The 12,204-nt window shown below is 66.9% G+C and carries 12 protein-coding genes; 4 read left to right on the forward strand and 8 right to left on the reverse strand.

The annotated features are described in order from the left end of the window. Positions 1–5: 5 nt before the first annotated feature. The 4 genes from tssE to tssB are packed head-to-tail and all read right to left on the reverse strand — an operon-like array spanning position 6 to position 3,158. Complete coding sequence (tssE, locus tag QRN67_RS29540) at positions 6–464, reverse strand: type VI secretion system baseplate subunit TssE (RefSeq protein ID WP_106937340.1); 459 nt, start codon at positions 462–464, stop codon at positions 6–8. A 29-nt stretch (positions 465–493) separates the two neighbouring features. Beyond that, entirely contained in the window at positions 494–976 is a 483-nt protein-coding gene (locus QRN67_RS29545) for an Hcp family type VI secretion system effector (RefSeq protein ID WP_081270798.1), read from the reverse strand. Between the two features lie 49 nt (positions 977–1,025). Further along, positions 1,026–2,525, reverse strand: a complete 1,500-nt coding sequence (gene tssC, locus QRN67_RS29550) for a type VI secretion system contractile sheath large subunit (RefSeq protein ID WP_106937737.1) — start codon at positions 2,523–2,525, stop codon at positions 1,026–1,028. 60 nt (positions 2,526–2,585) lie between these two features. Continuing rightward, positions 2,586–3,158: a type VI secretion system contractile sheath small subunit gene (gene tssB / locus QRN67_RS29555; protein ID WP_081270796.1), complete on the reverse strand. Its 573-nt coding sequence runs from the start codon at positions 3,156–3,158 to the stop codon at positions 2,586–2,588. 512 nt (positions 3,159–3,670) lie between these two features. Here tssB and gdhA point away from each other — a divergent pair. Beyond that, a complete protein-coding gene (gene gdhA / locus QRN67_RS29560) occupies positions 3,671–5,014 on the forward strand; it encodes an NADP-specific glutamate dehydrogenase (protein ID WP_106937341.1) in 1,344 nt (447 codons plus the stop codon). A 28-nt stretch (positions 5,015–5,042) separates the two neighbouring features. Here the strand turns inward: gdhA and QRN67_RS29565 are convergent, their stop codons facing one another. The 4 genes from QRN67_RS29565 to QRN67_RS29580 all read right to left on the reverse strand — a co-directional run bounded on the left by QRN67_RS29565 (position 5,043) and on the right by QRN67_RS29580 (position 7,931). Beyond that, a complete protein-coding gene (locus tag QRN67_RS29565; RefSeq protein WP_007829428.1) occupies positions 5,043–5,282 on the reverse strand; it encodes a hypothetical protein in 240 nt (79 codons plus the stop codon). A 167-nt stretch (positions 5,283–5,449) separates the two neighbouring features. Then, positions 5,450–6,571 carry a phosphatidate phosphatase App1 family protein gene (locus QRN67_RS29570; protein WP_285414729.1) on the reverse strand — a complete coding sequence of 374 codons (1,122 nt, stop codon included), beginning with the start codon at positions 6,569–6,571 and terminating at the stop codon, positions 5,450–5,452. Beyond that, positions 6,568–7,089, reverse strand: a complete 522-nt coding sequence (locus QRN67_RS29575; protein ID WP_285414736.1) for a dihydrofolate reductase — start codon at positions 7,087–7,089, stop codon at positions 6,568–6,570. Before QRN67_RS29575 ends, QRN67_RS29570 begins: the two co-directional genes overlap by 4 nt. Positions 7,090–7,094: 5 nt before the next feature. Continuing rightward, positions 7,095–7,931, reverse strand: coding sequence for a thymidylate synthase (locus tag QRN67_RS29580; RefSeq protein ID WP_285414730.1), 837 nt, complete (start codon positions 7,929–7,931; stop codon positions 7,095–7,097). 125 nt (positions 7,932–8,056) lie between these two features. On the opposite strand from QRN67_RS29580, the gene QRN67_RS29585 reads away from it, so the two are divergent. The 3 genes from QRN67_RS29585 to QRN67_RS29595 all read left to right on the forward strand — a co-directional run bounded on the left by QRN67_RS29585 (position 8,057) and on the right by QRN67_RS29595 (position 12,124). Beyond that, the gene (locus tag QRN67_RS29585; protein ID WP_285414731.1) at positions 8,057–8,593 is read left to right on the forward strand and encodes a sigma-70 family RNA polymerase sigma factor; all 537 of its coding nucleotides are present in this window, start codon (positions 8,057–8,059) and stop codon (positions 8,591–8,593) included. Beyond that, positions 8,590–9,606: a FecR domain-containing protein gene (locus tag QRN67_RS29590; protein WP_285414732.1), complete on the forward strand. Its 1,017-nt coding sequence runs from the start codon at positions 8,590–8,592 to the stop codon at positions 9,604–9,606. Before QRN67_RS29585 ends, QRN67_RS29590 begins: the two co-directional genes overlap by 4 nt. 130 nt (positions 9,607–9,736) lie before the next feature. After that, complete coding sequence (locus QRN67_RS29595) at positions 9,737–12,124, forward strand: TonB-dependent siderophore receptor (protein ID WP_285414733.1); 2,388 nt, start codon at positions 9,737–9,739, stop codon at positions 12,122–12,124. Positions 12,125–12,204: the final 80 nt, after the last annotated feature.

A 12,204-nucleotide genomic window follows, 5' to 3' on the forward strand; every position in this document is an offset into this window, starting at 1 on the left:
ACACGTCAGGCGACTTTCATCAGGCTGTCCGGCGTGCCGAGCAGCATCTCGAAGTCGACGCGGCGCAGCGCGAGGCCGGCGCGCGCCTGCGCACCGATGCGCACCCGCGCGACTTCATGCCGGTTGGGCGTGGCGCTCACCTGCACGCTCACGTCGCACAGGCGCGGCTCGTAGCGCTGCACCGCCTGGCGCAGCACGGCGGCCAGCTGCTGCAGGTCGGTGGCGTTCTGCGCGCTGAGCGAGGAGAAATCGGGAATGCCGTACTCCAGCACCGTGCCGCTGCCCTGCGCGTAGTCGGCCACCGACAGCGGCGAGCGCGTGTTGAACAGCTGGCGCAGCTCACGGCCGATGGAGTCCTGCACGGACTCCATCGTCTCCAGGTGAACACCATGGGCGTGCTCGGACAGCGCCGACGCCAGCCGGTCGAACAGGGGCAGGACGCCCCCTTTGACAAGTTCGGACACGGTGGGCGCCGGACGTCAGCGTCGGGCCGTCACGCGACCGCGGTGTTCTTCGACAGATCCCAGCCGAACGGTGCGACGCCTTCCTGGCCGCCTTCTTCCTTCTGCTTGGTGTATTCGACCTTGATGGCCGCGTAGTTCAGCGAGATGCTTTCCTGCGGCAGGTCGCCGCCGCTGGACACCGAGAAGCCGCTGAGGATCACGTCGGTCAGGGTCACGACCATCAGTGGCAGCAGGCCGCTCTTGTCTTCGCGCGGGAAGGTGATGATGGTGTCGCCCGCGAACACCTCGCCGCCGGCGAGCTTCTGCATCAGCTGGGGCGTGGCGGAGTCGGTGGTGCGGGTCACTGTGATTTCGGAGAAGCTGGGCTTGCCCGCGGTGCGCTCCTGGTTGGAGGTGCCCGAGGTCACGGCGAGGCCGGCGCCGAACTGGAAGCTCTGGACTTCCATTTCGTCCTTGTGGCCCTCGATCTGGGTCTGTCCGGTAACGCCGGGCATCTTGAGGTAGATAGGCATGTGAAAGCTCTTTCAGTCTGTCTGTAGGTAGACGTGGATGTCGGGGTGGTCAGGCGGCCGCGGCCGGCAGGTCGGCCACAAGGCGGATCGAGGCCGAGAGTTCCTCGAGCTGGAAGTGCGGCTTCAGGAAGGCGATGGCGCGGTACGAGCCCGGCTTGCCCGGCACTTCGGTCACGTCCACGCGGGCCTGGCTCAGCGGGTACTTGGCCTTCATGGCCTGCGGCGCCGAGGGGCTCACCAGCACGTAGTTGGCCACCCAGTTGTTCAGGTGCTTCTGCATGTCGGCCTGCGTCTGGAAGCTGCCGATCTTGTCGCGCACGATCACCTTCAGGTAATGCGCGAAACGCGAGGCGGCCAGGATGTAGGGCAGGCGCGCCGAGACCGCCGCGTTGGCGTTGGCCGCGTCCTTGTCGTACACCTTGGGCTTGTTCACGGTCTGGCCGCCGAAGAAGGCGGCGGTGTTCGAACCCTTGGAATTGACGATCGCGATGAAGCCCAGGTCGCTCAGTTCCTTTTCGCGGCGGTCGGTGATGGTCACTTCCGTCGGCGGCTTCAGAGCGATGTCGCCTTCGTCCGTCTTGTAGGCGTGGGCCACCAGGCCGTCGACCTTGCCGCCGCCCTCGACGCCGCGGATGGCCGTGGTCCAGCCGTACAGCGAGTGCGCCTGGGTGATGCGAAGGCCCAGCTGGTAGGCCGCGTTGGCCCACAGGTACTTGCCGTGGTCGGAGCCGTCCACGTCTTCTTCGTAGTTGAAGTTCTCGACGGGGTTGGTCTTGGCGCCGTAGGGCAGGCGGGCCGCGTAGCTGGGCAGCACCAGCGACACGTAGCGCGAGTCTTCCGATTCGCGGAAGCTGCGCCACGAGGCGAGCTCGGCGCTCTCGAAGGTCTTGGACAGGTCGCGCGGAATGCCGAGTTCGGTGAACGACTTGAAGTCGAACAGCGCCGGTGCGGCGGCGGCGATGAAGGGGGCGTGCGCGGCGGCGGCCACGCGGGAGACGCGCTCCAGCAGGGCGATGTCCTGCGGGTGGCGGCCGAAGTAGTAGTCGCCGATCAGCAGCGAGTAGGGGTGGCCGCCGTAGGTGCCGTATTCCTCTTCGTAGATCTTCTTGAAGAGCACGCTGGTGTCGTGGTCGACGGCGGTCTCCAGGTCCTTGAGCAGGTCCTTCTTGCTCACGTTGAGCAGGCGCAGCTTCAGGTTGCTGCCGGTCTCGGTGCCGAACACCATGTCGCGCAGGCCGCGCCAGGAGCCTTCGAGGGCCTGGAACTCGGGGGCGTGCAGGATCGCGTTGAGCTGGTCGGTCAGCAGGCGGTCGATTTCGGCGACGCGCTCGTTGATCAGGGTGACCACGCCCTTGTCGGGGCTGGTCTTCATGCCTTCGTCGAGGATCTGCGAGGCGAGCTGACCGATCAGCTTCTTCGCGTAGGCGCCCTGCGAAGGCTCGGTCGTCATCTTGCCTTCGTAGACGATCTTGTCGAGCAGGCTCATGTCACTGGTCGTGACGGTGGTACCTGCGCTGCCGGCTTCTGCGGCTTTGGATTTGTTGGCCATCTCTATCACCATTCAGGATTTGCCGGTTCGCGCCCGTGGGGCCGCGGCCGGCGTGGTTGATCACGCAGCCGGTGCTTCGGCTTCGGGGGACGTCTGGGTTTCCGCGGCGGCTGCCTGCGGGGCTGCGGCGGCGGGAGCCGCTTCGGCCTTGGCCTGGCTCTGGACGGCCTTGAGGTCTTCGGTGTTCTTCAGCACGTTCTCGAGCAGGTCGTCGAGTTCGTCGTTGCCGTCGAGCTTGGCCAGCAGGTCGCGCAGTTGCTGGCGGGCTTCGAGCAGCTTGGCCAGGCGGGGCACCTGGCTCACGATGGCTTCGGGGTGGAAGTCGCCGAATTCCTTGAAGTTCAGTTCGATCTTCAGGTTGCCGTCGCCCTTCATGGTGTCGGGCACCGACAGGTCGAGGCGGGGCGAGATGTTGCCGAGCACTTCGTCGAAGTTGTCGCGGTCGACCTCGACGAAGCGGCGCTCCTTGAGCTTGGGCAGCGGCTGCACCGGCTGGCCCGACAGGTCGGCCAGCAGGCCCACGACCAGCGGCAGCTCCTTCTTTTCGACGGCGTCGCCGATCTCGACGTCATAGGTGATCTGGACGCGCGGCGGGCGATTGCGGCCGACCCATTTTTGCAAGCTATTCGACATTTTTCGCTCTCAGAAAAGGTTGAATTGACAGGAACACACGTTGAAGTTTTCGGCGCCCTTCGCCCCGTTCGGCGGCGCGCTGCCCGTTGCCGTTACCGTCCCGGCATGCATCAAAGACGAACGGAAGATACAAATCGAGATATTTACTAACAATCCCCAGAATTGGGGAGGAGCCCTGTTTTCGAGAGAGAAAACTCAATCAAAACAAGGATGTAGCCCGGAAAAAGTTACATATATGAGAGCTTTGTCACAGAAATTGGTGACCAAATGCTAGGCCGATGGGGCGTGCGGCGCATCGGACCAAAGTCCAATGACAAGGGGCCGGGCGCGGCGCTATCGCGCGCGTGAGGGAAAAAGCCTGAGACCGGCTGTTGACCTCTTTTGGGGCGTAAATCGGCTTCGACGCCATTTCGCGCACCTGAAAGGGGTTTGCGCCTCGAATTGGTTCATGAATCATGCAAAATGCAAGATTCGCATAAGGTTATGCACCAATTTGAAAAAAAAGGACTGGAATGAAGCACGCATCCGTCGGGGGTTTCCTGGCACATGTCGCCCAACGCAACCCCGGACAGCCCGAGTACCTGCAAGCCGTGACCGAGGTCATGGAAAGCCTCTGGCCCTACATCGAGCAGCACCCGAAGTACACCGCCCACAGCCTGCTGGAGCGGCTGGTCGAACCCGAGCGGGTGGTGATGTTCCGCGTGTCCTGGGTCGACGACCACGGCGAGGTGCAGGTCAACCGGGGCTTCCGCATCCAGCACAGCCTGGCCATCGGCCCGTACAAGGGCGGGCTGCGCTTCCACCCGTCGGTGAACCTGTCGATCCTCAAGTTCCTGGCCTTCGAGCAGACCCTGAAAAACGCGCTGACCACGCTGCCCATGGGCGGCGGCAAGGGCGGCGCCGACTTCGACCCCAAGGGCAAGAGCCAGGGCGAGGTGATGCGCTTCTGCCAGGCTTTCGTGAGCGAACTGTTCCGCCACATCGGCTCCGACACCGACGTGCCCGCGGGCGACGTGGGCGTGGGCGGGCGCGAGGTCGGCTTCATGGCCGGCATGGTCAAGAAGCTCACCAACCGCGCCGACTGCGTCTTCACCGGCAAGGGCCTGAGCTTCGGCGGCTCGCTGATCCGCCCCGAGGCCACCGGCTACGGCAACGTCTACTTCGCGCAGGAAATGCTCAAGCGCAAGGGCCGCGGCTTCGAGGGCATGCGGGTGAGCGTCTCGGGCGCCGGCAACGTCGCGCAGTACACCATCGAGAAGGCGATGGCGCTGGGCGCCAGGGTGGTGACGGTGTCGGATTCGAGCGGCACCGTGGTCGACGAGGACGGCTTCACGCCCGAGAAGCTCGCGGTGCTGATGGACGTCAAGAACCACCTCTACGGCCGCGTCAGCGACTATGCGCAGCGCACCGGCGCGCGCTTCGTGGCCGGCGCCACGCCGTGGCACGTGCCGGTCGACGTCGCGCTGCCGAGCGCCACGCAGAACGAACTCGACGAGGAAGACGCGCGCATGCTCGTGAAGAACGGCGTGGTCTGCGTGGCCGAAGGCGCCAACATGCCCTCGACGATGGACGCGGTGAAGGTGTTCGAAGGCCACGGCGTGCTGTACGCGCCGGGCAAGGCGAGCAACGCCGGCGGCGTGGCCACCTCGGGGCTGGAGATGAGCCAGAACGCCGCGCGCCTGTCATGGACGCGCGACGAGGTCGATGCCCGCCTGCTGCAGATCATGCAGGGCATCCACGAGTCGTGCCTGCACTACGGCGCGCGCAAGGACGGCAGCGTGAGCTACGTCGACGGCGCGAACATCGCCGGCTTCGTGCGCGTGGCCGACGCGATGCTGGCGCAAGGCGTGGTCTGACGGGACACTGCGGCCCGACGCGACGCGCTCAGAGCTCGATGAATGCCGACGTGGCTTTGTTGAGTGCCAGCTTGCCCTTGGCGGTGATCGATTCCACCTGGGCCAGCTGACGGATGGCGCGCGCATCGGGTGCGCGGTCCGACGGGGGGATGAAGGCAGTTACCAGTTCGGCCGCACGCAGCACGCGCAACCTGTCGATGTCCGCGGGCGTGTGGATGACGTATGGCAATTTCTGCTCGGCGATGACCCGAAGAAATTCCATGGACATGAGCCGTCTCCTTTTGGGTTGAGGCGTTGACGGCACATTTTGCGCACAAACAATTAGCGTTGTCTAAACCCTGCGGCGCGCATGCCTTTCATCGCGTGTACCGAAGTGTTCCTTTGTTTGGTGGTGTGCGACGAAGGTGCCAGTTTGTTTTCGGGCGCAACCGCTCGTCAGTTCAGCGCCTGCGCGGGCCACGCCGTGGTGTCGGGCATCACGAGATGCCAGCGCACCGGCTCGATGCCATCGAAGGTCGCGCGATAGCGCTCGCTGGTGCGGCCTTCGCCGGTCACGTCGCGGATCACGATGCTGTCGATGCGTGCCTGGTGCGCGCGAAAGACATGCGCATAGATTTCCGGATCGGCTTCGCCCGAGTCGCCCACCAGCACGAAGCGGCGCTGCGGAAATTCGGCCAGCAGCCGCTCGATCGTGCCGAGCTTGTGCGCGCGCGAATCCTCGTCGCCCGGAATCAGCGTGCGCCATGTCGTGCTCTCGCGCAGATGCATGCTGCCCGCGGGAAAGCCGGCGCTGCGGATGAAGTCCGAGAGCGCCGGGTAGAGCTGTATCGGGCTTGACGAGAGATAGTGGAAGCGCGTGCCGGGCGCCTGCGCCAGCGCGCGATACCAGTCGGCCATGCGCGGCGCGGCCTCGAAGCGGCGCGCGAAGGTGTTGAGCAGCATCTCGCGCCGGTCGCGCACCTGCGTGCGCTTGATGGTGTCGTCGATGTCCGAGATGACCGACACGCCTTCCTCAGGCACCACCAGCGCCTCGCCCCTGAATCGATGCAACAGCTCGCCCGGCCCCGTCACGCCGTGGTAGCGCACCCACTCGCGCGTATCGCGCGGCGCGTCGATCACGATGCGAAGGTTGCTGCGCCCGTCCTTGCCCGAGGCCGGCATGGTGATGCGCGTGGGGCTGCCGTCGAAGACGACGTCGATGACCTTGTCTTCTTCCGACTCGGCATGGAACAGCGCGGTGCGCTGGCTGAAGCGCAGCCTTGCCGCCGGCGAGAGCTTTCGCAGGCTCAGGCCGAGGTAGCGGGCGAGCGCGCTGTCCAGGCCCCAGCGGTGTTCGCGCTCGAAGATCCAGGCATGGATGTCGACCTCGAGCCGGCCATCGGCGGTGGGACGCGCCGTGCCGTTCATGAAGAGCGCTTCTTCGTCCGGCTCCAGCGGCTCGGCGGCCCGCAGGCCCTGCAGCGGCGCGAGGCCCGCAAGCAGCGCCGCACCCGCCACCAACGACCGGCGCCGCGGGTCCGGCGTGGTCGTCGTCGGATGCGGGGCGCCGTCGCTCATGTATGGCTGGTGGTGGCGCGTTCGAAGGTGACGAAGTCGAAGGCGATGCCTTCCTTGGCGGAGACATGCGATTCGCGCCGCGTCTCGCGCCATGCGGCGGCATCGAGCACGGGCGCGTGCGCGTCGCCTTCGTAGTCGCGCGCAAGCTCGGTGACGACCGCGCGCTGTGCCAGCGGCTCGGCCTCGGCATAGATCTGCGCGCCGCCGATGACCCACACCTCGGCGGGTGAAGAGGCCTCGCAGAGCGCGAACGCATCGTTCAGGCTGCCCGCGTGCAGGGCGCCTTCGGCGCGCCAATCGGCCTGCCGCGTCACCACGATGTTCTGCCGGCCCGGCAGCGGCCGGAAGCGCGGCGGCAGCGAGTCCCAGGTCTTGCGCCCCATGATCACCGGCGCGCCCGCAGTCTGCTGCTTGAAGTGCGCCATGTCCTCGGGCAGGTGCCAGGGGATCGTGTTGTTCGCGCCGATCACGCCGTTGGCGGCGCGCGCGAAGATGAGGTTGATGCGCGGCTTGCCCATGCCGTTCACACCGCCACCGGTGCCTTGATGGCCGCGTGATGCTGGTAGTCCAGCACCTCGAAGTCTTCGTACTGGTAGTCGAAGATCGAATCGGGCTTGCGCTTGATGTGCAGCGTCGGGTACGGGTAGGGCGTGCGGCTCAGCTGCAGCGCCACCTGCTCGGCATGGTTGCTGTAGATGTGGCAGTCGCCGCCGGTCCAGATGAAGTCGCCCACGTCGAGGTCGCACTGCTGCGCCACCATGTGCGTGAGCAGCGCATAGCTCGCGATGTTGAAGGGCACGCCCAGGAAGATGTCGGCGCTGCGCTGGTAGAGCTGGCAGCTGAGCCTGCCGCGTTCGCCCTCGGCCTGCGGCGGCGCCACGTAGAACTGGAAGAAGGCATGGCAGGGCATGAGCGCCATCTTCGACAGCTCGGCCACGTTCCATGCGCTCACGATGATGCGGCGCGAATCGGGGTTGGTCTTCAGCGTCTTGATGACGTCGGCGATCTGGTCGATGTGGCCGCCGTCCGGCGTGGGCCAGCTGCGCCATTGCACGCCGTACACCGGGCCCAGGTCGCCGTCTTCGCGCGCCCATTCGTCCCAGATGGTCACGCCGCGTTCCTTGAGCCAGTTGTTGTTGCTCGATCCGGTCAGGAACCACAGCAGCTCCTGGATGATGGACTTCAGGTGCACCTTCTTCGTGGTGACCAGCGGGAAGCCCTCGTTCAGGTCGAAGCGCATCTGGTGGCCGAACACGCTTTTGGTGCCGGTGCCCGTGCGGTCGCTCTTGAACACGCCGTGGGTGTCCACGTGGCGCATGAAATCTTCGTACTGGGAGCGGATAGGGCGGGAGGTCGTCATGGTGGATAGGGTCGGAACGGCAGCTAGGGATCTTATTCGGACGGGAATGCGCATGTCCGGACGGCCGTAAAGCCGGTGCGGTTGGGTAAGATGAGAACTATTCTCAACAATTTCGCATCTACGCAGTGTCCGCGCCGGCCATCGACGACAGCCTCCATGTGCTCTACCGCAGTCACCACGGCTGGCTGCAGTCGTGGCTGCGGCGTCGGCTGGGCTGCGCCGAAGACGCGGCCGACCTGGCGCACGACGCCTTCGTGCGGTTGCTCACGGCGCGTTCCCAGGTGGTGCCGGCCGAGCTGAAGGAGCCGCGCGCCTACCTGACGATCATCGCGCGCGGGCTGGTGATCGACCGGTTCCGCCGAGCCGACCTGGAACGCGCTTACCTCTCCGATCTGGCCGCACTGCCGCCCGACCTGCACCCGTCGCCCGAAGAGCAATTGCAGGCCGTGCAGGCGTTGCGCGCGCTCGACGAACTGCTCGCCAGCCTCACGCCCAAGACCCGCGCCGCCTGGCTCTACAGCCGCCTCGACGGCATGACGCATGCCGAGATAGCGCAGCAGCTCGACGTGTCGGTGCCCCGGGTGCGGCAGTACCTGGCGACCGCGGCGCGCCGAAGCTACGAAATTCGCTACGGCGCTGCCTTGCCCGAGGCTGCGGCGTGACTGCACAGGGCGCGTCCCGCCCGGTGTCGGCCGCCGTGCTCGCCGCCGCCATCGGCTGGCAGCTGCAGATGGGCTCCGGCGAGGCCACTCCGCAAGACGCCGAGAGCCTGCGCCGCTGGCTCGACGCGCACGCCGACCATCGGCGTGCGTGGGCGCAGCTCGGCGAGATCGACGCCCAGCTCGAACCAGCACGGCGCGATGGTGTGCGAATGCTGCTCGTGCGCGACACCGCCTCCCGCCGCTGGAAACAGTCGGCCAGTGTGCTGGGACTGCTGGCCGCGGTGCTGCTGGGCATTGGCGCGATCGATCGGTACGAGCCGCTCCGCACGCTGAGCGCCGACTATCGCACCAAGACCGGCGAGCGCCGCACCGTGGTGCTGCCCGACCACACGGTGCTGCACCTAGACACCCGTAGCGCGGTCGACCTGGCCTTCGATGCCAGCCGTCGCGCCATCGTGCTGCGCAGCGGCGCGATCGCTGTTGAAACTTCGCATACCGAAGCGGCCGAGACGCGCCCCTTCGTCGTGCTCACGCCCGACGGCAGCTTCCGCGCACTGGGCACGCGTTTCGTCGTGCGGCGGCTGGACGACGGCGCCGAGGGTACGCGCTTGAGCGTGACACAGTCCGCCGTGGCTGCACGCCCGGGCGCCTGCCCCGCGGACCCGGACCGGACGTGCGAGGGCGAGCGCATCGCAAAGCAGGGTGAAAGCCTCGTGCTGCATATCGGCGGCGCCAGCGCTGTCGAGCCCGCGCGTACAGAGGTGGATGCCTGGAAGGACGGAATTCTCGTCGTCGACAACCGGCCGCTGTCCGAGGTGGTCGCCGAGATTGCGCGCTACAGGCCTGGTCATCTGTCAGTCGATCCGCGCGTGGCCGGCCTGCGCGTGACCGGCACGCTGCCGCTGGCTGACACCGACCAGGCGCTGCTGGCGCTCACGGCCGCGGTGCCGGTCGACGTGGTCAGCACCACGCGCTGGTGGACGCGCATCGAGCCTCGGCCGGCGCCGCGCTGAAACTTTTTCCGGCCGACCCCTCTCACTTTTCGAATCTGGACCGGCAGACAGGAAGAGAACCACTTTTCTTCCTGTCCTTGCCTGGAGTCCTGCCTTGCCTTTTCCTTCCCCGTTCTGTCCGAACCCGCTCTTGACCACCGTTCTGCTGGCCACCGCCACGCTGGCGCTCGTGCCCGCAGCTGCCGGCGCGCAGGCACAAGCCGTCCCGGTGCTGCGCGACTACGACCTCCCGGCCGGCCCTCTCGGCGCCACGCTCAACCGCATCGCACGAGAGGCCGGGCTGGCGCTGACAGTCGATGCCGGCCTTGTCGGCAACCGCGAGGCCGCGCCGGTGCGCGGCCGCTACGACGCCGCGCAGGCGCTGCGCCGCGCGCTGGCCAACAGCGGGCTCGACCTGCTGCCCACCGATGCGGGCGGCTATACGGTGCGCGCGGGTTCGCCGGTCACACCCGCGGCTTCAGGCACGGGCGCGGCCGCCGCCACGCTGTCCGAAGTGCGCGTAAGTGCCGAGCGCGAGAACGCATGGGGCCCGGTCGACGGCTACATCGCACGGCGCAGCGCCTCCGGCACCAAGACCGACACGCCCATCGTCGAGACGCCGCAGTCGATCTCTGTGGTCACGGCGGAACAGATCGAGTCGCAGCAGCCCGCCAATCTGGTCGACGCCTTCGCCTATACAGCCGGCGTGATGCGCTCGGAGGGGGCCGACCGCACCACCGACTCGTTCGTGATCCGTGGCTTCCAGGCCGGCGCGGGCACTGGAAGCCTCTACCGCGACGGCTCCAAGTTCATGGTCAATTCCTACGACGGCCAGCAGGAGCTCTACGGACTGGAGCGCGCGGAAGTGCTCAAGGGCGCGGCCTCGCTGCTGTACGGCACGGCGGCGCCGGGCGGCGTGATCAACACGGTGACCAAGCGGCCCACGGCCGAGCCGCTGCGCGAGCTGGGCATCGAGCTGGGCAACCACGGCCGCCGCCGGGTCAAGGGCGACTTCGGCGGCAAGCTCGACGACGACGGTACGCTGACCTACCGGCTCACCGGTCTCCTGCGCGAGAGCAAAACCTTCATCGACTTCGTGCCCGACGACCGGCAGTTCCTGTCGGGCTCCATCAAGTGGCAGCCGAACGCTGCCACCTCGCTCACGCTGCAGGCCGAATACCTGCGCAGCCGCACCGACTACGTGTACGGGCTGCCAGCCTCGGGCACGATCCTTGAGAACCCCTTCGGCAGGATTCCCGCCAGCCGCTATATCGGCACGCCCGGGCGCGACAGGTACCACGGCGCCAACACTTCGGTGGGCTACCTGTTCGAGCATGCATTCAACGGCCAGCTTAAGCTGCGGCACAGCGCGCACGCCTTCCGCTCGGACGTGAAGTTCCCGTCCACCGACACCGAGGGCTTGGCGCCCGACAACTTCAGCTCGCAATACCACTCGGCGCAGGACCGCACCGACTTTTCGCGCGCCTACACCACGGACACCTCGCTGGAGTTCCGCTTCGGCACCGGTGCCGTGGAGCACACGCTGCTGGCGGGCATCGACACCACGTACCAGTACCACACCACGCGGCGAGCCAACCGCGACATCGACACGCCGCTGAACTACTACGCGCCGAACTACGCCTACACCCTGAGCACGGCGGTGCCGTTTACCTACTACCCCGACACCAGTGGCAACGACACCGGCCTGTACCTGCAGGACCAGATGAAGATCGACAAGCGCTGGGTGGTGGTGCTCGGCGCGCGGCGCGACCGCTCGTCCGATCGCCAGGTGCCCGTCGACGGTGTCACGCAGAACTCGAAGGAAAAGACCTCGGCGACCACCGCTCGCGCGGGGCTGGTGTACCTGGCCGACAACGGCCTGGCGCCCTTCGTGAGCTTCAGCCAGTCGTTCCAGCCGCAAAGCGGCATCGACCGTCTCGGCAGCCGCTTCAAGCCCACGCAGGGCGAGCAGTACGAGGCAGGCATCCGCTACCAGCCTGCCGGCAGCGACACCTTGCTGAGCGCGGCCGTGTATCAGCTCACGCAGCAGAACGTTTTGTCGACCGACCCGGTCGACACCCAGTTCTCTGTGCAGACCGGCGAGGTGCGCTCGCGCGGCTTCGAGTTCGAGGCGCGCACGCGCGTCGGCAAGTCGGTGAACCTGATCGCCGCCTATGCCTACACCGACGCGCGCGTCACCGCGGACAACACCGCCGCCAATGTCGGCAAGCGGCGCGGCAACGTGCCCTACAACACCTTCTCGGCCTGGGGCGAGTACGACTTCGGCGCGGCCGGCGTACCGGGGCTCAAGGCGGGCATGGGCGTGCGCTACGTAGGTTCGTCCACCGGCCTGTACGTGAGCGGCAAGGTGCCTTCATACACGGTGTACGACGCGATGCTGTCGTACGACACCGGCAATTGGCGCTATGCGCTGAACCTCAGCAACCTGGCCGACAAGTCGCACATCGCCTCGTGCACCTACGGCTGCTTCTACGGGGAGCGGCGCAAGGCGGTGGCGTCGGCGACGTACCGCTGGTAGGCGAGGCGGGGCGAGCCGCTGGAAGCTAGACCCGCACCACCCGCCCAGGATTGAGCGTGTTCTTCGGATCGAGCCCGCGC

This window comes from Variovorax sp. efr-133-TYG-130, from assembly GCF_030208835.1.
GTDB lineage: Bacteria > Pseudomonadota > Gammaproteobacteria > Burkholderiales > Burkholderiaceae_C > Variovorax.